Raw genomic sequence first — 22,714 nt, forward strand, 5'->3', positions numbered from 1 at the left:
CCAGCTCTTTTGCCTGGTACAGGGCCACATCCGCCGCGCGCAGTATATTACAGGCTGTTAGCACGCTACTAAGCTGATCTTCACCTGTGCTCTTCTGCCCGTTATTATCCAGGCTAACTACGGGGTTGTCGGAGACGGTGATTCGTCAGCCGCTTGATGAGGCCATTGCTCAGGGGGCTCTGACCGAGAGTGAGACGCACTGGCAGATCACCCAGCACGGAAAACGGTTTTTAAACTTGCTGCCTGTACTATTTCTCACCGAATAAGATCCTAAGTGCATTTGCCGGATAAAGCCATCCGGCAAACTGCCTGATAGCGTTGCGCTTATCAGACCTGAAAGTAAAAGTGATAAGCGCAGCCGCCTTCAGCGATTAAAACTGATTAAACATTGTCTGGATCTGTTTCGGATCTTTAGTCTGCGTCAGCGCCAGTTGCAGCAGTACGCGTGCCTTCTGTGGGTTCAGGGAACCAGAGGCAACGAAACCGTATTTCGCATCATCGATTTCAGCATCCTGCGTGGTTGAACCCGTCGGTACGCGGGAAGAACGCACCACAACAGTCCCTTTATGCGCTGCGGTTGCCAGTGTATCGAAGACCGTTTTGTACAGGTTGCCGTTACCCACACCCGCGCTCACTATCCCATCATAACCCGCATCCACCAGCGCTTTTGCCGGCAGATCTGAAGCATTCGCGTAGTTATAGACGATACCGACCTTCGGCAGTTCATTCAGCTTAGAAACGTCGAACGGCGTGGAAGTGGTATGCTTACGCGCAGGCGTACGCTGGTAGTCGATTTTACCGTTATGAATGTAGCCCAGCGGTCCGTAGTTTACGGATTTGAAGGTCGCCACATCGGTGGTGTTGGTTTTGGTCACGTCACGTCCGTCAAGCACGGTGTCATTCATCACCACCAGCACGCCACGGCTGGCAGAGGCTTTATCTGCCGCGGTTACCACCGCGTTATAGAGGTTGAACGGACCGTCTGCGCTCATCCCGGTAGACGGACGCATTGCGCCAACCAGCACCACAGGCTTGTTGCACTTCACGGTTAGATCGAGGAAGTAAGCGGTCTCTTCCATGGTGTCGGTACCGTGGGTAATCACGAAGCCGTCGGTGCTGTCACACTCGTTATTGATTTTTTTCGCCAGGGTTAACCAGACGTCGTCGTTCATATCCTGCGAACCGATATTGACGACCTGCTCACCCTTAACGTTAGCGATATCCTTAAGTTGAGGAACGGCTTTGACCAGATTCTCTACGCCAACTTTGCCCGCCGTATAGTTAGATTTGGTTGCGGAGTCACCGCCACCGGCAATCGTCCCGCCGGTCGCTAAAATGGTGATGTTCGGTAAGGCGAGCGCTGCACCGCTGAAACTCATTACCAGTGCTGCCAGTGCCGTTTTCCTGAAAAACTCCATGTTATTTCTCCAGTTTCGTGAATTTATCGCATTATCCCAACCTCATAGTTGAATAATGTGATTTCATTCAGTTAACCAGACAAATGTATTTTTTAGATTGTTAAATTTAGAGGTGGATGTCGCTTCCACCCGAACCACCAGCAAAATCGCCGTTGCTACGTTTCTGAAAAACCTGCCACAACCACTCTGAAAGGGTTTCCATCTTCCCGGCAGCACTTTCAGCAATACCCTTTTATTCCTCAACCCATCAATCAATACGACGTTCATCAAACCAGGCCACACTGAATTTGGCCACCTGAGCAGAGGTGATGGACTGACTCCGCATCGGTATTACCCATTTTAGTAGCTGATGGCACTCTCCTGCTGTGAGATAATGCGTACGCAAACGGTTTCGTACCGTTTTCGACACATATATCTTGATGGAATTGATGCCTGGTTTTTTCATTCTGGACGCCACCGTTCCCTGACGAGGCGTCTTTTTTTCCGTTACTAAAGCGTTAACGGATAATGAAAAAGTGCTGTGTAAAGCAGGAGAAAATGCTAAATGTGATTTAGCCGTTTTTGATTTTTAGGTCGACTTGAGATTGAGGTTTTCCGAACAGGTATCCCTGCACGAGATCGCAGCCAAGTGCCTGAAGACGTTCAAGCTGCGCTTCGGTTTCAACACCTTCTGCGATGACACTCATATTGAGGCTCTTCGCCATACCGGTTATCAATTTGACGATATTAAGCGCATCATCCTGTGTGGAAATAGGATTCACAAAGGATTTGTCTATTTTAATTTTATCAAAATTCAATTCACTCAGTCTTGAGAGCGACGAATATCCCGTTCCGAAATCATCGATGGAAATTTTTACACCCAGAGATCTGAGCTTTTTGAGGATAGTGATTGGCATGTTGCTGTCACTGAAAAGAGAAGATTCCGTCACCTCCAACTCGAGTCGGTTAGCCGGTAGTCCTGTCTCTTTAAGGATGGATTGCACCATCGTCGTAAATGATTTATTACCCAATTGAATAGGTGAGACGTTTACGGAGATCCTTGCCGGAATCGCCCATAACACAGCTTCCCGACAGGCAAGCTCAAGCACAATTTTGCCGATCTGATTGATCATTCCGGTTTTTTCAGCGACTGAAATAAAGTAATCAGGTGACAGCATCCCCTTCACCGGGTGTATCCAGCGAATAAGCGCTTCATATCCGTAAATCTGATTGCTGAATGAATCGACAATAGGTTGGTAATAAACAACGAACTCATGGTTATCGAGTGCTAGTGCCATGTCATGTTCAAGGGTTCTACTTTCCTGTAATCTTTGCATCATCCACTGACGGAAGACTTTTATCTGCTGTGAACCTGCTTTTTTGGCTTCATAGAGCGCCAGATCCGCAAATTTATAGAGATAATCAGAGCGTCGTTCATTGTCTGATAAAACGATACCTACACAGGTAGCAATTTTTATAAGTTGATTATTAATCGTATAGGGCTGACTAATCTCATCGCTGATTTCTCTGGCTCGCGAAAGTGCCGCTGTTTCGGTCAAACCGCTGGACAGAAGTGCAAATTCATCACCGCCCAGGCGGTAAAATGTCTCTGAATCGCAACTCATTGAAGTCAGACGGCGGGATACCTGACGTAACAGTAAATCGCCGGTATCATGGCCATAGGTATCGTTGACCTCTTTAAACCGGTCTAAATCAAATAACATCACCGTGACAGGGATGTGGTTCTTATCTGCCTGAAGATTAATTTTGTTGAGATCGTCCCAGAAGTAAAGGCGGTTTTTCATCCCCGTCAGGGAATCATGGTAGACATCATATTCCAGCTTCGCATTCTGAATCTGCAGTGTTTCTTTTGACAACTGGAGCTCTTCAGCAAGGCTTTTAACCTGCATATGTGCTTTGAGAATATTTTTGTTCTGATAAATCATTAAAAAGCCCAGGATAAAGCTTAATATCACCAGGAGTAATGAAAGAGCAGAGTAAATATAATAAAGGATCTGTATTTTCTTGTTAGATTCATTAACCGTGTTAATGTCTTTCGTTAGTGCCGTTGCAGAAAGCTGGCTCAGCGGAGCATCAAGCATATGCATATTTTTCAGGTATGCCTGTAACTCCGGATGGCTCATTTTCTCAAGATGATCGTCCAGATAGTTCAGTATTTGCTCTAAGCGTGAAGCGAGCTCCTGGTGCGCTTTATCGCTGTCAATATAGCGACCTAAATCACCCCCTTTCATTAAATCGCCCTGGCTCAGCATAATTTCAAGGCGCATGCGGACCTGGTCTATCGTAACGTCATCGGTATCGGTTGCGTATAGACCAAGCCATGATTCAAAACGGTAATACTCAGATACCAGTTGGGCCACTGACCAGGACTCAGTGTATTGAGTCAGTTTTTGCAACTCTTGCTGTCGATCATAAACAAGGTATGCAATATATCCTGTCGTGATAAAAAGAGAAAAAATGATACCAACCAGTATCCTGTTCATTATGTTCTCCTGAACGACTACTCAATCTTCATTTTGCTAACCTGCCATGCTGATCGTGAGTAATAAATCTGATTATTCAACTCAGGAAGACTGTCATAGGGGTATACAATGAATGATGGGCCTTTATCGCGGATGCGCATATATTCGCCATTGACCTTTAAGGCAAGTATGGCGTTGTATTTTTTGAAGTCACTGAGAGGGATGACGGTAGAGTAATCATTGAGCGCGATAACATTAATGTTTGATCCCTTCGCACCCACATAATCCATGAGTTTGCTCATTGGAACGCCCTCAAACTTAGTGCGGCCATTATACCAGGGGGATGTTGTCTCAAAACTCACCATACCCAGTTTTTCAAGGCTGGCGAGATCAAACACTGCTTTCCCATTATCATTGGTATTTTCTATATTACCGTAAATCGTTAAAATGGGTTTACCGACTGGTTTTGGCAGGTCGCCAGCCCAGGTCAAACTCGGTGCCAGACAGCATAACAGCAGTAGGATTAATCGCATTTTGGCCTCCACTTTTTTACCAGAAGTATAAGAATTATAATTTAGTTATCATACTAGTTTATATATTTTGTTGAGACGCTACTGTTTTTATACATTTTTTGCGTGTAAATCAAGTGAAATCAATGAGTTGTGTTTGTGAGGTGACAGGGTGTTTTCTGCATAAAAAACGGTTAAGTTGTTGAGATAAACCAATGTTACTTGAATAAACTCCCCCGCGTTTAAAAAATGATCGCTTTAATTGATTGATATTTTCTCACACTACTGATTTTACCCGGCCCGGTAACGTAGAAAAACACAACATAATGGGTGGCGAAGCCGTACGTTTATCCAGCTGGGCGAGAACGTGTAAGCCACGTTGTTGCAGGCGGGAAAAATTCATACCGGAAAACCTGTTTAATCAGCCCGCCTCCAGCATCCCAAAACTCACAATCCGTGACCGACCCAACTCTTTCGCCCGGTATAGGGCCACATCCGCGGCGCGCAGCAGGTTGTCACTCTGGGCATGCTGGGGATAGCTGGCAATACCAATCGAGACATCCACCGGCCCAATTTCTGTAAGCCCGTAGCGAAGCGACAGCTCATGCACGCCGTTGTAAATCTTCTGTGCGCAGGTGTGAGCCTCTTCTTCACCAGCACCGGAGAGCAGAACCAGAAACTCTTCACCCCCATAGCGGAACGCCAGTCCGTTGTCATGTGCCGCCCGCTGAACAATCGACGCCACGCTTTTGATCACCTGATCGCCCGCTTCATGGCCGAAGCGGTCATTGATGCTCTTGAAGTGATCGATGTCGATCATCATGCAGCTTAACGGTTCACCGTTACGCATCGCCTGCGTCATTTGGGTTTGCAGGGTATCTTCCAGATGATGACGATTACGCAAACCGGTAAGCGGGTCAAACAGGGCTTTTTCCAGCAATGCGTCGCGTAGTCGCTGGTTGGCGAGCGCCAGACCGAGTGCTTCGGCCATCAGTTCCAGATACGCGCGGGAAGGGGCATTATCCGCAGTGATATTCTGGAAGGAGAGCAAACCAATCGCCTCGCCCTGGGCGATAAGCGGCACGCACAGTGAACTATTCGACTGTGACTCCGGCAGGTGGTAACAGGCGATATCTGGCTCACCATTCACCGGCGGGTGGCTCTGCCCGCGACGCACGGCCCAGCACTCATCCGGATGGAACGTCGTCTTTTCCCCGATCGGTGAAAGCCATTGTGCGACACAGCGCATCTGCCACGGATCGCGGTCAAGCACGTAGAGTTGGCCCGCTATCCCCGGCGCGATATTCGGTGCAAACAGCTCTGCCACGTTAATCACATCGTTAAAGTTCTCGCACCCTTGCAGTCGCTGGGTCATGCGCGCGAGCAGCTCGCGGATGGCCCAGTCGGCATCGCGCTCTTTTTCCAGACGTTGTCGCGCCAGGCCGTTTTCACGGAAGATGCGGATGGCTTGTGCCATATCACCGATCTCATCAATCTGGTTGAAGTTCGGCGTTTCAACCGCGTAATCCTGCGAGGCCAGGCGGTGTACCACATCACTCAGACGCACCACGGGGCGCAGCACGCGGCGTTTCAAGATAAAGCCGAGAACAAATAAGAACAGCAGGGCGGTCAGACCAACCATCATCTCAGAGGCCGTACGCAGCGCTTTCGATTTTTTGGTTGCATCCTGAACGGAGGTGATGACGCGTTTGTCGAGGATCTGACGAAAATGATCAATCTGGTTCTGCGCGCGCTCCAGCTCCTGCTCATACGGGGCGCCATAGAGCAGGGCCACGGCCTGAGCGTCTTCTCCTCGTTCCAGGCTGGAAAGCGCGGTTTGCTGCTCATCCTGCAGCTCATCAATAATTTTTATCCCTTCACGCAGCAGAGACAGCTCATCATCTGATGCACCATTGTCCCGCAATTTTTCCAGCCGGAATTCAATGTTCTTCAGATAGCCCTCTGACTGCTGGTATTCCCTGAAGGTTTGCGGATCTTTTTTAATGACGTACAAGCGTGCCAAATCGGACTGCGCCCAGGCGTCGGTCTCCACATCTTCGGTAAGCTCATCAAAACGCTGGCGTTGTTCTACAGCATGACGTTCTGCGGTGTCGGCATTGGACGCCATCAGCATGATGATGCCTGAGGCGATGGTCAGGCAGACCGTGGCACCATAGGCCCAGTTGGTTATTGTCGCGATTCGCACCTGGTGATCCTTTTACGACATGAATAGGAGGGCGTTTTTTCAAATTATAGAAAACGTCTGATTTAAGGCGAAAAAAAAAGGCGGCACAGCGCCGCCTGGTGTGGTCTTTATCGTCACATCATCACAAATCTGGAGGGTTTTTTCCTTCTTCGATGAAATCGGCGTCCAGTTCTTCGGCGTTACCTTCGTGATCGCGCCCGGAGAAGAGGTTCCAGCAGGCAATAAACAGCGCGGCGATCAGCGGACCAATCACAAAGCCATTAATGCCGTACAGCTCCATGCCGCCAAGAGTGGAGATCAAAATCAGATAGTCCGGCATTTTGGTGTCTTTTCCTACCAGCAGCGGGCGCAAGATATTGTCCACCAGCCCAACGATGATCACGAAGAAGCCTACAATAAACAGCCCCTGCCAGATCTGATGCGTGGCGAACAGGAAGATGGCGGCTGGCACCCAGACAATCGCCGAGCCGATGGCGGGCACCAGCGAGAGGAACGCCATCAGCGCGCCCCAGAGCACGCTGCCGTCAATACCCGCGATAGCAAACGCAATCCCGCCGAGGATGCCCTGAACCACCGCCACCGCCGCTGTTCCTTTTACCGTGGCACGCGACACGCCGACGAATTTGGCGAACAGGTGCTGCTTGGCGAAATCCGACAGAGGGAGTCGAGGATCTGGCGCACCAGATACGGGCCGTCTTTCAGCAGGAAGAACAGCAGATAAAGCATGATGCCGAAGCTAATCGCAAAACCAAATGTTCCTTTGCCAATCAGAAACGCGCTGCCGGCCAGATACTGTCCACCCTGCAGGGCGACATCCGAGAGTTTTTTCTGAATCTGTGCCGCGTTGTTCAGGTTGTGATCCGCCAGGAAACCGCTGGCCCAGTCTGGCAGGTGGTTGAAGATGCTTGCCACTACTTCCGGGAATTGCGTGTTGTTCTCCTGTAGCTTGGTGTAAACCACGTTCAACTCAATGGCGAGTGAGGAGAGGATCACCATCAACGGGATGAACACAATCAGGCAGATGATGCCGATGGTCAGCAGCGAGGCCAACCCGTTGCGATCCCCTAGCGCTGCGCGCAATCTGTTTTTTACCGGGTTAAAAATGACGGTCAGGATCGCGGCCCACAGTATCGCGGAGAAGTAGGGCGACAGCACATCGAAGAAGGCCCAGGTGACAAGGGCAAGAATAAAAATAAAGAAACCTTTGGTCAGTCCGTTAAAGCGCATCAGTCAGTCCTGGTTACTAAGAAACTGTGTCGACTATAGAACTGATTGTGAGAATTACCAACATTACGCCGGGTGGCGGGCAGTGTTACGGTATGAATCCGCTCTTCACGGATACCACTTTCGACTGACCGAAGATCGCCTCTTCCCGCACCATGCTGTAAGTATCTGCTTGCGGAGGTGCTTATGGCCTGGCGTCCGATTCTTTATGTGATCCTCACCACCCACCCCAGACTCAGCTCGCGGCGCGCCCGTTTGCGTCTGGTCATCTAGCTTTTTATTAACAATCGCGGTATAACACACCTTCTTTGGATGTTTAGATGTCCATACGTATAGAAGGTAATATGCAAACACAACAAGAAAATGGGCAGCTTAAGCGCACCATGAAAACACGCCACCTGATAATGCTCTCGCTGGGTGGCGTGATTGGGACAGGGTTATTCTTCAATACTGGCTACATCATTTCCACGACCGGTGCAGCAGGCACGCTGCTGGCGTACCTGATAGGCGCGCTGGTGGTCTGGCTGGTGATGCAGTGTCTGGGCGAGCTCTCCGTGGCGATGCCGGAAACCGGCGCGTTTCACGTCTACGCCGCACGCTATCTGGGTCCGGCGACGGGTTATACCGTGGCATGGCTCTACTGGCTGACCTGGACGGTAGCGCTCGGGTCGAGCTTTACTGCCGCTGGGTTCTGCATGCAGTACTGGTTCCCGCAGGTGCCCGTCTGGGCCTGGTGTGTCGTGTTCTGCGCGGTGATTTTTGGTCTGAACGTCATCTCCACGCGCTTCTTCGCCGAGGGCGAGTTCTGGTTCTCGCTGGTCAAAGTGATCACCATCATCGCCTTTATTATTCTTGGCGGTGCGGCAATCTTTGGTTTTATCCCGATGCAGGACGGTTCGCCTGCGCCAGGCTTAACCAATATTACGGCTGAAGGCTGGTTCCCGCACGGTGGTCTGCCGATCCTGATGACCATGGTGGCGGTGAACTTTGCTTTCTCCGGCACAGAGCTTATCGGTATTGCAGCCGGAGAGACGGAAAATCCGCACAAGGTGATTCCGGTCGCTATCCGTACCACTATCGCGCGCCTGATTATCTTCTTTATCGGTACCGTATTTGTACTGGCGGCGCTGATCCCGATGCAGCAGGCGGGAGTGGAAAAGAGCCCGTTCGTGCTGGTGTTTGAAAAGGTCGGCATTCCTTATGCGGCAGATATCTTTAACTTTGTGATTTTGACGGCGATCCTCTCGGCGGCCAACTCCGGGCTGTATGCTTCGGGCCGCATGCTGTGGTCGCTCTCGAACGAGAAAACGCTGCCGCGCTGTTTTGCTCGCGTTAATAAGAACGGCGTACCGCTGACGGCGCTATCCGTTTCTATGCTTGGCGGCGTGCTGGCGCTGTTCTCAAGCGTGGTGGCACCGGACACGGTGTTTGTGGCGTTGTCGGCGATTTCTGGCTTTGCGGTGGTGGCGGTGTGGATCAGCATCTGTGCGTCGCACTTTGTTTTCCGTCGTCGTCATTTACAGTCCGGCCAGCCTCTCTCGGCTTTGCAGTACCGCGCGCCATGGTATCCGCTGGTTCCCGTGCTCGGATTTATCCTCTGTGTGGTGGCCTGTGTTGGGCTGTGGTTTGACCCAAGCCAGCGCATTGCCCTTTATTGCGGGCTTCCGTTTGTTGCTCTGTGTTATGGTGCCTACTACCTGACCCGAAATATGACATCGCAGGAGCCTGAACATGTCGCAGAATAATCCGCTTACCGCCATCCTCGAAAAACAGCCATTTGTGGTGCTGGATGGCGCGATGGCAACGGAGCTGGAAGCTCGTGGTTGTAATCTTGCAGACAGCCTCTGGTCTGCCAAAGTGCTGGTCGAAAACCCGGATCTTATCCGTGAAGTTCACCTCGACTACTACCGGGCAGGCGCGCAGGTGGCGATCACCGCCAGCTATCAGGCCACGCCTGCGGGCTTTGCAGCGCGCGGTCTGGACGAGGCGCAATCCCGGGCGTTAATTGGCAAAAGCGCGGAACTGGCGCGTAAGGCGCGTGAAGCGTATCTGGCTGAAAACCCACATGCGGGTACGCTGCTGGTGGCCGGTTCCGTTGGGCCGTATGGTGCGTATCTGGCGGACGGCTCTGAGTATCGTGGCGACTATGTACGCAGCGAAGAAGAGTTCACCACCTTCCACCGTCCACGCGTAGAAGCGCTACTGGATGCGGGAGCGGATCTGTTGGCCTGCGAAACGCTGCCGTCTTTTGGGGAAATCAAAGCGCTGGCGGCACTCCTGGCCGAGTATCCCCGCGCCCGGGCGTGGTTCTCCTTTACCCTGCGGGACAGCAAACACCTGAGCGACGGTACGCCGCTGCGGGAAGTGATTGCGGAGCTGGGGCATTATCCGCAGATTGTCGCGCTGGGCATCAACTGCATCGCCCTGGAAAACACCACCGCGGCGCTGAAACACCTGCAAAGTCTGACCTCGCTGCCGCTGGTGGTTTACCCGAACTCGGGCGAGCATTATGACGCGGTAACCAAAACCTGGCACCACCACGGTGAAGCGTGCGAGACGCTGGCAGGGTATTTGCCGCAGTGGCTGGATGCAGGGGCCAAATTAATCGGTGGATGCTGTCGGACCACGCCGAAAGATATTGCTGAGCTGAACGCGCAGCGCTGATGCCCTCACCCTGACCCTCTCCCACAGGGAGAGGGAAAAAGCCACACCGCACAAAATCAACTATCCTTTCCCGCTTTTTATCTAAAAACGAATCGTTATGAGCGATTCATTTTTATTCCTTTATCAAAATTCCCGCGCCGGAAATACTGCCCTCATAACAACAAGGGGAGCAGGCACTATGGCACTTTCATCGCGAATCACACTTCTCGGCGCACTGGCGCTGTGGGCATTTCAGGCGCAGGCGGTGGACGTCACCGTCGCGTATCAAACCTCTGCGGAACCGGCGAAAGTCGCGCAGGCGGACAACACCTTTGCCAAAGAGAGCGGCGCGAAGGTTGACTGGCGCAAGTTCGACAGCGGGGCGTCCGTCGTGCGTGCGTTAGCCTCCGGCGATGTGCAGATCGGCAATATCGGATCCAGCCCACTGGCGGTTGCGGCCAGCCAGCAGGTGCCGATCGAGGTTTTCCTGCTCGCCTCGCAGCTCGGTAACTCTGAAGCGCTGGTGGTGAAGAAGAACATCACCAAACCGGAAGATCTGATTGGCAAGCGTATTGCCGTACCATTCATTTCAACCACCCACTACAGCCTGCTGGCGGCGCTCAAGCACTGGGGCATCAAACCGGGTCAGGTACAAATTATCAACCTGCAGCCGCCGGCAATTATCGCGGCCTGGCAGCGAGGCGATATTGACGGCGCGTATGTCTGGGCACCGGCTGTCAACGAACTGGAAAAAGACGGTACCGTGCTGACCGACTCGGAAAAAGTGGGCCAGTGGGGCGCGCCAACCCTCGACGTGTGGGTCGTGCGTAAAGACTTTGCCGAGAAACACCCTGAGGTGGTGAAAGCCTTCGCCAAAAGCGCGATTGACGCCCAGCAGCCCTATATCAGCAACCCGGATGAATGGCTGAAGCAGCCCGCCAACCTGGAGAAACTCTCCCGCCTGAGCGGCGTGCCGGAAGCGGACGTACCGGGGCTGGTGAAAGGCAATACCTATCTCACCCCCGCGCAGCAGGTGCAGCAGCTGACCGGGCCGGTGAACAAAGCGATTGTGGATACCGCCACCTTCCTGAAAGAGCAGGGCAAAGTGCCTGCGGTGGCCGCTGATTACAGCCAGTACGTGACCGATCGTTTTGTGAAATAAGGAGTCCGCCATGCTGAATATTACAAATCTGTATGCCGATTACGCTGGTAAGCCCGCGCTGGAGGACATCAACCTGACGCTGGACAGCGGAGAACTGCTGGTGGTGCTGGGCCCGTCCGGGTGCGGAAAAACCACGCTGCTGAATCTGATCGCCGGGTTTGTCCCTTATCAGCATGGCACCATTCAACTGGAAGGCAAAAAGGTGGAAGGCCCGGGCGCCGAGCGCGGCGTGGTCTTCCAGAACGAAGGATTACTTCCCTGGCGCAACGTGCAGGAAAACGTGGCGTTTGGGCTACAGCTTGCGGGCATCAATCGCGAAAAGCGGCTGGAAACGGCACGGGCGATGCTGAAAAAAGTGGGGCTGGAAGGGGCGGAAAAACGCTTTATCTGGCAGCTTTCCGGCGGTCAGCGCCAGCGCGTAGGTATTGCCCGCGCGCTGGCAGCGAATCCACAGCTGTTGCTGCTTGATGAGCCTTTTGGCGCGCTGGATGCTTTTACCCGGGAGCAGATGCAAACCCTGCTGCTGCGCCTGTGGCATGAAACTGGCAAACAGGTGCTGCTGATCACGCATGATATTGAAGAGGCGGTATTTATGGCCACCGAACTGGTGTTGTTATCGCCAGGGCCTGGGCGCGTACTGGAACGCCTGCCGCTTGAGTTTGCCCGTCGCTACGTCACAGGAGAACCCGTGCGCAGCATCAAATCCGACCCATTGTTTATTGAACAACGTGAATACGTCTTAAGCCGCGTGTTTGAACAACGGGAGGCGTTCTCATGAGCATCGTCTTCAGTGAAAAAACGCGCCGCACGCGTCTGGTCCTGCGCTGGCCTTTCTCGCACCAAATCACACTGAGCGTCGGCACGCTGCTGGCATTACTGGCGGTGTGGTGGCTGGTGGCTGCCCAGCAGTGGATTAGCCCACTGTTTCTGCCACCGCCGGGACAGGTGCTGGCCAAACTTATTTCCATCGCCGGGCCGCAGGGCTTTATGGATGCCACGCTGTGGCAGCACTTAGGCGCAAGCCTGGCCCGTATTCTGGTGGCGCTGCTGGCGGCGGTCATCATTGGTATTCCGGTGGGAATTGCGATGGGGTTGAGCCCGACTGTTCGCGGCATTCTCGACCCGCTGATTGAGCTTTACCGCCCGGTGCCGCCGCTGGCGTACCTGCCGCTGATGGTTATCTGGTTTGGTATTGGTGAAACGTCAAAAATTTTACTGATTTATCTGGCGATTTTCGCCCCGGTCGCCATGTCGGCGCTGGCGGGGGTGAAGAGCGCCCAGCAGGTGCGGATCCGCGCGGCGCAGTCGCTGGGAGCAAGCCGCACGCAGGTGCTGTTGTTCGTGATTTTACCCGGCGCACTGCCGGAGATTTTAACCGGACTGCGCATCGGCCTCGGCGTGGGCTGGTCCACGCTGGTGGCGGCGGAGCTGATTGCAGCCACGCGCGGCCTTGGGTTTATGGTGCAGTCTGCCGGAGAGTTTCTGGCGACTGACGTGGTACTGGCAGGAATTGCGGTGATCGCCGTGATTGCCTTTGGATTAGAACTGGGGCTGCGCGCGTTACAGCGCCGCCTGACGCCCTGGCATGGAGAAATACAATGAGTGAACGTCTGACCATTACCCCGCTGGGGCCGTACATTGGTGCGCAGGTGTCTGGGCTGGATGTGACCCGTCCGCTGAGCGATAACCAGTTCGAGCAGTTGTACCACGCAGTACTGCGCCATCAGGTGGTGTTCCTGCGCGAACAGGCGATAACCCCGCAGCAGCAGCGCGCCCTGGCGCTGCGTTTTGGTGACCTGCATATCCACCCCGTCTATCCGCATGCGGAAGGCGTGGAGGAGATTATCGTTCTGGATACCCACAACGATAATCCACCGGATAACGACAACTGGCACACCGATGTGACCTTTATCGAGACGCCGCCTGCCGGGGCGATCCTGGCGGCGAAGCTGTTACCGGAAACCGGCGGCGATACGCTGTGGGCTAGCGGCATAGCGGCCTTTGAAGCGTTGTCCGCGCCGTTCCGGACGCTGCTGAGCGGCTTGCGGGCGGAGCATGACTTCAAAAAATCGTTCCAGGAGTACAAGTACCGTAAGAGCGAAGAAGAACATCAGCGCTGGCAGGAAGCGGTTGCAAAGCATCCACCGTTGCTACATCCGGTCGTGCGTACTCACCCGGTGACGGGCAAGCAGGCGCTGTTCGTCAACGAAGGGTTCACCACGCGCATTGTGGACGTGACGGAAAAAGAGAGCGAGGCGTTGTTGAGTTTCCTGTTTGCGCATATCACTAAACCGGAGTTTCAGGTGCGCTGGCGCTGGCAGGAGAACGACCTGGCGATCTGGGATAACCGCGTGACTCAGCATTATGCCAATGCGGATTACCTGCCGCAGCGCCGGATTATGCAGCGGGCAACGATTTTGGGGGATAAGCCGTTTTACCGTCCTTAACCCGTCGCTCCCGTAGGCCGGGTAAGGCGTAGCCGCCACCCGGCGAAAACGGTGCACAATTGCCGGGTGGCGGCTACGCCTTACCCGGCCTACAAAATACCGCACATTTAAAGGTGCGCCTCAATATACCGCTGATAGCGGTTCGCCTTCAGGTAACACAAATCCACCAGCACCAGTCCGTCGACGCAGTCGTTAAATGCCGGGTCGCTGCCAAAATCAATAAACTGCACGCCGCCGGGTTCGCAAAGCTCGGAATACTGTTTGTAGAGCGGGGGAATGCCGCAACCGAGGTTTCCGAGCAGCGATTTAAGCTTCGTCAGGTCATCCACATAATCCACGCCGCTAAACTGTGCCAGAACATCCGGCAGCGATGCCGGATACGGCTGACGTGAGGCGGCTAATGGATGTGTCGCCGGAAACCAGAGACGGTAAAATGCCACCAGCAAATCCCGTGCGGCAGGCGGTAAGCCGCCGGAAATGGAGACCGGGCCAAACAGGTAGCGATAGTGCGGATAACGTGCAAGGTACGCCCCAATGCCGGACCACAAATAATCCAGACCACGACGTCCCCAGTAGCGTGGCTGAATGAAGCTGCGCCCCAGTTCAATACCGTGCTCCAGCACATCCTGCATTTTGTCGTCGTAGTGGAACAAGCTATAGCTGTACAACCCTTCCAGACCGCGACGCTCAACCTGTCTGGCGGTAGGCATAAAGCGATACGCGCCGACGATCTCCAGATCCTCATCATCCCACAGGATCAGATGCAGATAATCATCATCATAACGGTCGGTGTCCCGGCGTTTGCCGCTCCCTTCTTCCACCGCGCGAAAGGCAATTTCGCGCAGGCGGCCCAGCTCGCGCAACAGCGGGGCATCTTCCTGACCGTTACGTTGCCAAAGATAGATGGTTTTACCGTCGCTGGTATTGCCCAGACATTCGGCCTGCGCCAGCGCGCGTTTCAGGGTGGCCCGGTCTTCCGGGCGGGCGATAGCGCACTGGGTTTTAAAGACGCCAGGCAGTCCCTTGCCAAGACGCATCACGTGCTGACGACACTGCTCGGCCATCTCACGTGACGAAAGGGTGGCGCTATGCCAGTGATGCCAGGCGATCTGCTGGCCGATTTTAATCGGCAGCTGGCTATGGCGGCGGCGGAACATCTGCTGCATCAGCAACAGCATCGACAGCGTCGGGGAGACCAGCGTGCTGGCATAAAAGAGCAGGCTGTTATGTGCCTGAATATGCACCGGCAGCAGCGGGGCGCGCAGCTTGCTGGCGAGTTTGATGAAGCCAGAGTGCCATTTTTTATCGCGAATGCCTTTGCGCGTGGGCCGCGAAACTTCTCCCGCCGGGAAGAAAATCAGCACGCCAGCGTTTTGCAGATGCTGTTCCATCTGGACCAGGGACGTTTTCGCCGTCCTGCCACCCATATTGTCCACTGGAATAAACAGCGAACTGAGGGGCTCAAGGTGGGTCAGCATCCGGTTGGTCACGACTTTGACATCGCGTCGTACCCTGGAGACGGCGTACAACAGCGCCAGCCCGTCAAGCGTACCCGTCGGGTGGTTGGCAATAATGACCAGCGGGCCATGTTCGGGGATTTGTTCGAGATCGCGGGCGGAAACGGTGCAGAGAATATCAAGGTGCTCCAGAACTTGCTCCACCATATCCAGACCTTTCAGGTGGCGGTGTGCTGCGGCAAATTGCTGGAATTCGTCTTCGTAAAACAGTCTTTTTAACAGACTTTTTTGCCAGGGGGCTGGCCTCGCCTGAGGCCAAAGATCGTCGAGAACGCTATCGAGGCTAAACATGATTACTCCTCCTGCCGTCTTGCGAAGACAGTAGAAGGAGCAGATGTCGGTTGTATTGCAGTTTGGTGAAGATTAGCGGAGGATTTTTTTCTCGGCCAGATCCAGCGCGAAGTAGCTGAAGATCAGATCCGCGCCTGCGCGTTTGATCGCGCCGAGGCTTTCGAGAACCACTTTCTCTTCATCAATCGCACCTGCCAGGGCGGCGAATTTGATCATCGCGTACTCACCGCTTACCTGATAAGCGCCCAGTGGCAGCTCGGTACGCTCGCGAATGTCGCGCAGGATATCGAGATAAGCACCGGCCGGTTTCACCATCAGGCAATCTGCGCCCTGGGCTTCATCAAGCAGGGATTCACGAATCGCTTCCCGGCGGTTCAGCGGGTTCATCTGATAGGTTTTACGGTCGCCTTTCAGCGCCGTACCCGCTGCTTCACGGAACGGGCCGTAGAACGAGGAGGCAAATTTGGTGGAGTAGGACATGATGGCAGTGTCAGTAAAACCTGCAGCATCCAGGGCCTGACGAATCGCCTGAACCTGTCCGTCCATCGCGGCGGATGGCGCGATGAAATCCGCACCGGCAGCGGCAGCGACGACCGCTTGTTTGCCGAGATTAAGCAGGGTGGCATCGTTGTCCACGCCGTGATCGCACAGCACACCGCAGTGGCCATGAGAGGTGTATTCGCAGAAACACGTGTCAGACATCACCACCATTTCCGGCACTGTCTCTTTGCAGATGCGGGACATACGAGCGACCAGGCCATCTTCTTTCCACGCGTCGCTGCCGGTGGCATCGGTATGGTGGGAGATGCCAAAGGTCATTACCGAGCGGATCCCGGCGTTGGCGATGCGTTCGATCTCACGCGCCAGATATTTTTCCGGAATGCGCATCACGCCAGGCATGGCTTCGATGGCCTTATAGTCATCAATCTCTTCTTCGACAAAAATCGGCAACACCAGATCGTTTAAGGTCAGTGTTGTCTCTTCAAACATAGCGCGCAGTGCAGGTGACTTGCGCAGGCGGCGGGGGCGTGCAATTAAATCGGTCATGGTATGCCTGATGTTTGTGGAACAAAGAGGGCTAGTGTACATCAAAGTGAAGACGGGTGTTTTACTAAAGTGGGCATTTTGTTTTTTGCGATATTCTCTAATGAAATATTTGTGCTGCTTCTATATTAATGGTTATGCATGTTTGAAAGTGATTTATTATTTTTGATTATATATTTCGCATCTGCTGGTAAGTATTTTAACGTTATGTTTTTATAATATTTATCTATTGTGACCCTATTCTTTTCATGTATCTTAAGGTCAATTGTCTGGATACGGACTTAATGGAAACATTCATTGAACCTTTTCGAATTGAAAATGCATAATTCCCTCCGCAATAAATATTGCCAAATGATTTATGGACAAACTTGCTTACGTCCCTGAGGAGGGATGACCCAATGCAAACATGGAAAAAGAAACTGGTTGTATCTCAACTTGCATTAGCCTGCACCCTGGCTATCGCTTCTCAGGCCAATGCGAAAGATATTTCCGGTACGACATATAATACTTTTGGATATGATAATACAGCTTCCACTCCCTGGTATTATGGTTATACGGACTGGAATGACTCTGACGTTGCTCACGACGGTGATATTTATCCGGTGATGAATAAATCCACCGTGAATGGTGTTATTTCCACATATTATCTGGATGAGGGTGTTAATGGTCGGGCGAATGCATTGAGCATTTCCAATAGCACCATTAATGGCATGATCACCTCTCAATGTATGACCGCTTCGTGTTCTGATGGCCTGGATACCGACGGTACGATCCATTCGCAGTACGATCGTTTTAGCCTGACCGTCGACAATTCCACTATTAACGACACTTACGAGCACTATGCGTATGACGTTGTTAACGGGGAAAATACGGAAACACATTATCTTGATACTTATGGTCTGGGCAATGCGATTACCCTGGATGTGGAATCGGATATTGTTATCCAGAATAATTCTCACGTTGCCGGTATTACCCTGACGCAGGGTTATCAGGAGCGGGATAATACCCCGTACGACGGCGTTGAAGGCGTGGCTAACAGCAGCAAGGTGTTTACTGACACGCTTGTGGTGAAAGATTCTGTACTGACTTCTGGCGCGTATAGCGATCTGGGTACCAGCGGGTTCTATGGTCAAACCGCGAAGCCGAGCGACTATGGTGAAACCAATGCGACAGCAGCAGATGATGCGGCGCTGATTGTGTCAGCCAGCGAATCTGACAACGCGATGCAGACCTCTGCCACGTTCGATCATTCCACCATCACTGGCGATATTTTATTCTCCAGTACCTTCGACAACAACTTCTACCCGAATGGCGATCCGGCAACCGATACCACCGAGGATGGCATCTATAACCCCACGACTAACGGCTGGGACGGTACCGATAAGCTGGATGTGACTCTCACTAACGGCAGCAAATGGGTCGGCGCGGCACAGTCCAGCGTCGAGGCTATCGGCACGGCTCAAATGTACGGCCTGGGCTATAGCAACGTAGACTGGAGCACGCTGTCCCCCAACAGCATTTGGCCGGACTCCACCTATGACAGCAACGGACACGTTGCGGGAGAATCGGTTTATCAGAGCGGTCTTTTCAACGTTACGCTGGATAACGGTTCTGAGTGGGATACCCGCAAGCTTTCTAACATCGACATGCTGACGGTAAACAACCAGTCGCAGGTCAATGTTGAAAACTCAGGCCTGTTGGCTGATTCCATTACGCTGACCAATACATCCTCGCTGAATATCGGCGATAGCGGTGGTGTGGCCACTGACCATCTGTATCTGGACAGCAATAGCCGCGCGGCACTGACGGAAGAAACGGCCGATCTCTATGCCAACACCATCACCGTGGATAACGGCGCAGAGCTGGCGTTGGGGCTGGGTCAGGTTGATACGCACAATATGGTGCTGAGCGATGGTGGTGTGCTGAACGTTGCCAGCCGTGACTACGTGCTGAATAGCGATCTGAACAACGCGCGCTATATCACCAACGATAAGCACAATGCCGATTATGACTACGGCGTTGTGGCGATTAACTCTGACGGCCATCTGGCGGTGAACGGTGACGTTGCGGGCAACTACAAAGTACGCATCGACGAGGCCACCGGTGCCGGTTCCGTAGCCGATTACAAAAACAAAGAGATCGTTCGCGTCTATGACAATAACGCGGATACCGCAGCCAGCTTTACTGCCGCAAACAAAGCCGATTTAGGTGCTTACACCTATCAGGCGCAGCAGCAGGGTGACACCGTTGTCCTCCAGCAGAAAGCGCTGACCGACTACGCGAATATGGCGCTGAGCATCCCTTCTGCCAATACCAACATCTGGAACCTGCAGCAGGATACCGTCGGAACGCGTCTGACCAACAGCCGTCACGGGCTGGCGGATAACGGCGGGGCGTGGGTGAGCTACTTCGGTGGCAACTTCGACGGTGACAATGGTGTAATCCGCTACGATCAGGACGTGAGCGGTATTATGGTGGGTCTGGATACCCAGATAGACGGTAATAACGCGAAATGGATCGTCGGCGGAGCGGCAGGTTTTGCGAAGGGAGATATCAGCGATCGTAGCGGTCAGGTCGATCAGGACAGCCAGACGGCGATGATCTACGCGTCGGCGAAGTTCATGAACGATCTGTTCCTCGACAGTTCCCTGAGCTATACCCGCTTCAACAGCGATCTCTCTGCTAACATGAGCAACGGTCAGTATGTTGACGGTAACACCACCAATGACGCAGTGGGTTTTGGGCTGAAACTGGGCTATGACTGGAAGCCAAACCTCTCCGGCTACGTTACGCCATACGCAGCGGTGTCTGGCCTCTTCCAGTCCGGTGATGACTATCGTCTCAGCAATGACATGCGCATGGATGGGCAATCTTACGATAGCCTGCGTTATGAACTCGGTGTCGATGCCGGTTACACCTTCAACTACGGCGGCGATCAGGCTCTGACCCCTTACTTCAAACTGGCCTACGTGTATGATGATGCCGATAACAATGCTGATATTAACGGCGACAGCATTGATAACGGCGTGAAAGGCTCAGCTGTGCGGGTAGGGCTGGGCACCCAGTTCAGCTTCACGAAAAACTTCAGTGCTTACACTGATGCCACTTATCTGGGCGGCGGCGACGTTGACCAGAACTGGGGGGCAAATCTGGGTGTGAAATATACCTGGTAATGAATAAGGCGGGGGGATATCCCCCGCTTTTTATATACAGAAATAAAAATAATATTGAACCGACAAATACGGATGCCTTGAGGTCTGCATGAACGTTAATGCGAAACCACTTTCTGAATTACGCCGGCTCGAACAGTACTTGAAATCAGCCAGTACCTCTTTTAAATGTGCCCCACAGCAATTAATTACCACCGGCAAGTGTAGTGAGTCCCGGACGATCGTAGTACAGACCGGTATCATCGAAATCTATCGACATTCGGATGAACTGCTTGTGGGCATCGCGACAGCGCCCTTTATTTTTGGTTTGTCCGCCGTGATGATTAATTCCTGTCAGGAATATAAGGTGATAGCCAAAGCATCCTGCACGGGTTTTTATTTGCCCACTGAAACTACCCGCCAACTGCTGCAACAGAATTCCCTGTGGCAAGACGCTTTCGGTTGGTTATCCTGGATAAATTACATTCTTGGAAAACGCGATATGCAGCTGGTGGGAAATAACTCCTATCACCAGATCCGCGCCATGCTGCTGAATATGGCGGAATGGGATGAAGCGTTGCGTTCAAAAATTGGTGTGATGAATCATATTCAACAAAGTACGCGTATTTCACGCTCGGTTGTTGCAGAGGTTCTCGCAGCCCTACGGCAAGGAAACTATATCAGTATGAGCCGGGGCAAACTGGTTAGTATCAACCGTTTGCCCACGGAATATTAATATCAGTTGGACGCGGTAAGCACCTGAGCTTTATTGGCGCTCAGTTCAGCCACTAAATTATTAAGACCGTCACTCATATTGACGAAACGCGTATGCGGAGAGCGGGTAACCACCACAAATGCGCCTACGTTTGACTGCGGGATCATCGCCATATACGTAATAAATCCACCGCCGCCGCCGGTTTTCTGAATAATACCAGGACGGCCATTTTTCGGTGCCAGATAGACCCAGCCAAGGCCGAGCGCATCGGCTTTACCCGGCACGTCCATCCCAATAACGCGGTGCAGTTGGGTACGCTGATAAATCAGGGTCTGCATACGATCGGCCTGGCTGCTGCGCGAGTAGAAATCCGATGAAAGGAACTGCTGCATCCAGCGCATCATATCGCCAGGCGTGGAGTAAACCCCGCCGCTGCCCACGGCCGCCAGCGTGTTATTACAGGGGCTAGCGCCTTTCTCTGCCACCATCAGGCGATGGCACTGGTCCGGGGACGGGGTAAAGGTGGTGTCTTTCATGCCCAGCGGGCGGGTTATCTGTTCTTCAAACAGCTGCGTGTAGGGTTTACCAGACGCCGTAGAAAGGGCGTCTGCCAGCAGGTCAAACGCCAGGTTTGAATACGAGGCCTGCGAACCCGGAGCCGCCTTCAGCGTGGCAGTGCTCAGATAGTTCCAGCGCTGGTCGCGCGTTGGCCAGACAAATACGTCACGATGCGCTGCCCCGCCTGGCTGCTCACGCGGCAGGGCGCTGGTATGGGTGGCAAGGTTCACAAGCCGGATTGGTGTGCCCTGGTAGGTCGGAACGCGCGCGCCAGGCGGAGCGTATTTGCTGAGCGGGTCGTCGAGCTTAACCACGCCCTGGTCGAGCAGTTTCACCAGCATTTCACTCGTCATCAGCTTGGTTAAGGATGCGATGCGGATAACGGAATCCAGCTGCGGGTGAACGTTATTTCCTGGGCGCGTCTCGCCAAAGCTGCGGAACACGCGCTGGTTGCCGTCGATCACGACCATCGCCATCCCGGTCGCGCCGCTGCCGTAATAGATAAGGTTCGCGTAGCGATCGGCAATATCTGAAGCCAGAACGGGCGCCGTCAGCGGTTGGGCTGCCTGGGCGGTAGAAAAGCTCACCGCACACAGCGCGGCAAAAGAGAGCAGACAACGTTTCAACGAAAAGCATCCATGAAGTGAATGAGGAAAGTAATGGGTATTTATACTACTAATCGGAACCGTGCAATGCCCCGAATTGCATAACGATAGCGAGAAAAACGTAACCATGGGTAAATATGAACAATTTACTTGCAAGCCATCTCCCATTTTGTGACATCGGGCTTATGATAGGCACCTGTATCACTCAATCTTACGGAGAACGGTATGTCTGAAAAGCGTGTGGTTATGGTTGTCGATATGCAGAACGGCGTATTTGAAACGCCTCGTCATCAGCGTGAAAAGTGTGTCTCTCTGATCAACCAGCTTACGCAGGCAGCCGACAAGGTGATTTTTATCCAGCATACCGAGGCCGGAGGGCTGGAAGAGGGAAGTGATGGGTTTGCATTGCTGCCTGAACTGCACCAGCCTGCTGATGCGCTCTATGTTACCAAGACGGCCTGCGATGCGTTTTATAACACGCCGCTTGAGGCGCTATTACGCGAGCAGGGTATTCAAGAGTTTGTCATCTGTGGTTGTGCCACGGATTACTGTGTCGATGCCACGATCAAGAACGGCGTCAGCCGGGGTTATCACATCACCGTGGCGGAAGATGCCCATACTACCGCCAATCGCCCGGCGGCAGATGCGCAGATCCTGATTAACCACCACAACGACGTCTGGCGTAACTTCATCGCGCCGGCGAATCCTCTCGCAGTGAAACGCACCGAAACAATTCTCGAAAACTGGAAAGCGAACTAATAATT

The 22,714-nt window shown here is 53.2% G+C and carries 17 protein-coding genes and 2 pseudogenes; 10 read left to right on the forward strand and 9 right to left on the reverse strand.

Annotated elements, in window-relative coordinates; all coding sequences use genetic code 11:
- Positions 1-119: 119 nt before the first annotated feature.
- Positions 120-266 (forward strand): annotated as a pseudogene (locus ACLHV9_RS04850) (YggW family oxidoreductase); the annotation flags it as partial.
- Between the two features lie 105 nt (positions 267-371).
- Here ACLHV9_RS04850 and ansB read toward each other — a convergent pair.
- The 6 genes and pseudogenes from ansB to ACLHV9_RS04880 form a co-directional block, all read right to left on the reverse strand.
- Positions 372-1,418: an L-asparaginase 2 gene (ansB, locus tag ACLHV9_RS04855; RefSeq protein ID WP_407220201.1), complete on the reverse strand. Its 1,047-nt coding sequence runs from the start codon at positions 1,416-1,418 to the stop codon at positions 372-374.
- A gap of 247 nt (positions 1,419-1,665) precedes the next feature.
- Positions 1,666-1,863 carry a hypothetical protein gene (locus tag ACLHV9_RS04860; RefSeq protein WP_129323788.1) on the reverse strand — a complete coding sequence of 66 codons (198 nt, stop codon included), beginning with the start codon at positions 1,861-1,863 and terminating at the stop codon, positions 1,666-1,668.
- 106 nt (positions 1,864-1,969) lie between these two features.
- Positions 1,970-3,901 carry an EAL domain-containing protein gene (locus tag ACLHV9_RS04865; RefSeq protein ID WP_407220202.1) on the reverse strand — a complete coding sequence of 644 codons (1,932 nt, stop codon included), beginning with the start codon at positions 3,899-3,901 and terminating at the stop codon, positions 1,970-1,972.
- 17 nt (positions 3,902-3,918) lie between these two features.
- Positions 3,919-4,413, reverse strand: coding sequence for a molybdopterin-dependent oxidoreductase (locus ACLHV9_RS04870; protein WP_049007691.1), 495 nt, complete (start codon positions 4,411-4,413; stop codon positions 3,919-3,921).
- A 397-nt stretch (positions 4,414-4,810) separates the two neighbouring features.
- Positions 4,811-6,595, reverse strand: a complete 1,785-nt coding sequence (locus ACLHV9_RS04875) for a diguanylate cyclase (protein ID WP_407220203.1) — start codon at positions 6,593-6,595, stop codon at positions 4,811-4,813.
- A gap of 121 nt (positions 6,596-6,716) precedes the next feature.
- Positions 6,717-7,822, reverse strand: a pseudogene (locus ACLHV9_RS04880) (AI-2E family transporter).
- A gap of 341 nt (positions 7,823-8,163) precedes the next feature.
- Here ACLHV9_RS04880 and mmuP point away from each other — a divergent pair.
- The 6 genes from mmuP to tauD all read left to right on the forward strand — a co-directional run bounded on the left by mmuP (position 8,164) and on the right by tauD (position 14,071).
- Positions 8,164-9,564, forward strand: coding sequence for an S-methylmethionine permease (gene mmuP, locus ACLHV9_RS04885; protein ID WP_128348695.1), 1,401 nt, complete (start codon positions 8,164-8,166; stop codon positions 9,562-9,564).
- Entirely contained in the window at positions 9,551-10,483 is a 933-nt protein-coding gene (gene mmuM / locus ACLHV9_RS04890) for a homocysteine S-methyltransferase (protein WP_407220204.1), read from the forward strand. The genes mmuP and mmuM overlap by 14 nt, the downstream gene beginning before the upstream one ends.
- Positions 10,484-10,661: 178 nt before the next feature.
- Entirely contained in the window at positions 10,662-11,624 is a 963-nt protein-coding gene (gene tauA / locus ACLHV9_RS04895; RefSeq protein ID WP_407220205.1) for a taurine ABC transporter substrate-binding protein, read from the forward strand.
- A 10-nt stretch (positions 11,625-11,634) separates the two neighbouring features.
- The gene (gene tauB, locus ACLHV9_RS04900) at positions 11,635-12,402 is read left to right on the forward strand and encodes a taurine ABC transporter ATP-binding subunit (protein ID WP_407220206.1); all 768 of its coding nucleotides are present in this window, start codon (positions 11,635-11,637) and stop codon (positions 12,400-12,402) included.
- On the forward strand, positions 12,399-13,226 hold the full coding sequence (gene tauC / locus ACLHV9_RS04905; protein WP_407220207.1) for a taurine ABC transporter permease TauC: 828 nt from the start codon (positions 12,399-12,401) through the stop codon (positions 13,224-13,226). Before tauB ends, tauC begins: the two co-directional genes overlap by 4 nt.
- Positions 13,223-14,071 carry a taurine dioxygenase gene (tauD, locus tag ACLHV9_RS04910; RefSeq protein WP_108090725.1) on the forward strand — a complete coding sequence of 283 codons (849 nt, stop codon included), beginning with the start codon at positions 13,223-13,225 and terminating at the stop codon, positions 14,069-14,071. The genes tauC and tauD overlap by 4 nt, the downstream gene beginning before the upstream one ends.
- Before the next feature lie 107 nt (positions 14,072-14,178).
- Here tauD and ACLHV9_RS04915 read toward each other — a convergent pair whose 3' ends face one another.
- Both ACLHV9_RS04915 and hemB read right to left on the reverse strand, forming a co-directional pair.
- Entirely contained in the window at positions 14,179-15,879 is a 1,701-nt protein-coding gene (locus tag ACLHV9_RS04915) for a lysophospholipid acyltransferase family protein (protein WP_108090724.1), read from the reverse strand.
- 72 nt (positions 15,880-15,951) lie between these two features.
- Positions 15,952-16,926 carry a porphobilinogen synthase gene (gene hemB, locus ACLHV9_RS04920; RefSeq protein ID WP_028017695.1) on the reverse strand — a complete coding sequence of 325 codons (975 nt, stop codon included), beginning with the start codon at positions 16,924-16,926 and terminating at the stop codon, positions 15,952-15,954.
- A 395-nt stretch (positions 16,927-17,321) separates the two neighbouring features.
- Between hemB and ACLHV9_RS04925 the strand changes: the two genes are divergently transcribed.
- Together ACLHV9_RS04925 and ACLHV9_RS04930 are read left to right on the forward strand one after the other, a co-directional pair.
- Positions 17,322-20,096 carry an autotransporter outer membrane beta-barrel domain-containing protein gene (locus ACLHV9_RS04925; protein ID WP_108090723.1) on the forward strand — a complete coding sequence of 925 codons (2,775 nt, stop codon included), beginning with the start codon at positions 17,322-17,324 and terminating at the stop codon, positions 20,094-20,096.
- An 88-nt stretch (positions 20,097-20,184) separates the two neighbouring features.
- Positions 20,185-20,808: a helix-turn-helix domain-containing protein gene (locus ACLHV9_RS04930; RefSeq protein ID WP_407220208.1), complete on the forward strand. Its 624-nt coding sequence runs from the start codon at positions 20,185-20,187 to the stop codon at positions 20,806-20,808.
- Positions 20,809-20,810: 2 nt separating this feature from the next.
- On the opposite strand, the gene ampH is transcribed toward ACLHV9_RS04930, so the two are convergent.
- Positions 20,811-21,971 (reverse strand): D-alanyl-D-alanine-carboxypeptidase/endopeptidase AmpH, encoded by a 1,161-nt coding sequence (gene ampH, locus ACLHV9_RS04935; protein WP_108090721.1) that lies wholly within the window; start codon positions 21,969-21,971, stop codon positions 20,811-20,813.
- 204 nt (positions 21,972-22,175) lie between these two features.
- Here ampH and ACLHV9_RS04940 point away from each other — a divergent pair, with 204 nt between their 5' ends.
- Entirely contained in the window at positions 22,176-22,709 is a 534-nt protein-coding gene (locus tag ACLHV9_RS04940) for an isochorismatase family protein (protein WP_028017693.1), read from the forward strand.
- Positions 22,710-22,714 lie beyond the last annotated feature (5 nt).

It is taken from the genome of Enterobacter sp. CPE_E890 (assembly GCF_046521475.1).
In the GTDB taxonomy this organism is placed as follows: Bacteria; Pseudomonadota; Gammaproteobacteria; order Enterobacterales; family Enterobacteriaceae; genus Enterobacter; species Enterobacter adelaidei.

Bases quoted from the DNA above. Each gene is read 5' to 3' on its own strand.
- ACLHV9_RS04930 (WP_407220208.1), top strand. From the start codon at position 20,185: ATGAACGTTAATGCGAAACCACTTTCTGAATTACGCCGGCTCGAACAG.
- tauD (WP_108090725.1), top strand. From the start codon at position 13,223: ATGAGTGAACGTCTGACCATTACCCCGCTGGGGCCGTACATTGGTGCG.
- tauB (WP_407220206.1), top strand. From the start codon at position 11,635: ATGCTGAATATTACAAATCTGTATGCCGATTACGCTGGTAAGCCCGCG.
- tauA (WP_407220205.1), top strand. From the start codon at position 10,662: ATGGCACTTTCATCGCGAATCACACTTCTCGGCGCACTGGCGCTGTGG.
- ACLHV9_RS04915 (WP_108090724.1), bottom strand. From the start codon at position 15,879: ATGTTTAGCCTCGATAGCGTTCTCGACGATCTTTGGCCTCAGGCGAGG.
- ACLHV9_RS04925 (WP_108090723.1), top strand. From the start codon at position 17,322: ATGCAAACATGGAAAAAGAAACTGGTTGTATCTCAACTTGCATTAGCC.
- ansB (WP_407220201.1), bottom strand. From the start codon at position 1,418: ATGGAGTTTTTCAGGAAAACGGCACTGGCAGCACTGGTAATGAGTTTC.
- mmuM (WP_407220204.1), top strand. From the start codon at position 9,551: ATGTCGCAGAATAATCCGCTTACCGCCATCCTCGAAAAACAGCCATTT.
- ACLHV9_RS04870 (WP_049007691.1), bottom strand. From the start codon at position 4,413: ATGCGATTAATCCTACTGCTGTTATGCTGTCTGGCACCGAGTTTGACC.
- hemB (WP_028017695.1), bottom strand. From the start codon at position 16,926: ATGACCGATTTAATTGCACGCCCCCGCCGCCTGCGCAAGTCACCTGCA.
- ACLHV9_RS04860 (WP_129323788.1), bottom strand. From the start codon at position 1,863: ATGAAAAAACCAGGCATCAATTCCATCAAGATATATGTGTCGAAAACG.
- ACLHV9_RS04865 (WP_407220202.1), bottom strand. From the start codon at position 3,901: ATGAACAGGATACTGGTTGGTATCATTTTTTCTCTTTTTATCACGACA.
- mmuP (WP_128348695.1), top strand. From the start codon at position 8,164: ATGCAAACACAACAAGAAAATGGGCAGCTTAAGCGCACCATGAAAACA.
- ACLHV9_RS04940 (WP_028017693.1), top strand. From the start codon at position 22,176: ATGTCTGAAAAGCGTGTGGTTATGGTTGTCGATATGCAGAACGGCGTA.
- tauC (WP_407220207.1), top strand. From the start codon at position 12,399: ATGAGCATCGTCTTCAGTGAAAAAACGCGCCGCACGCGTCTGGTCCTG.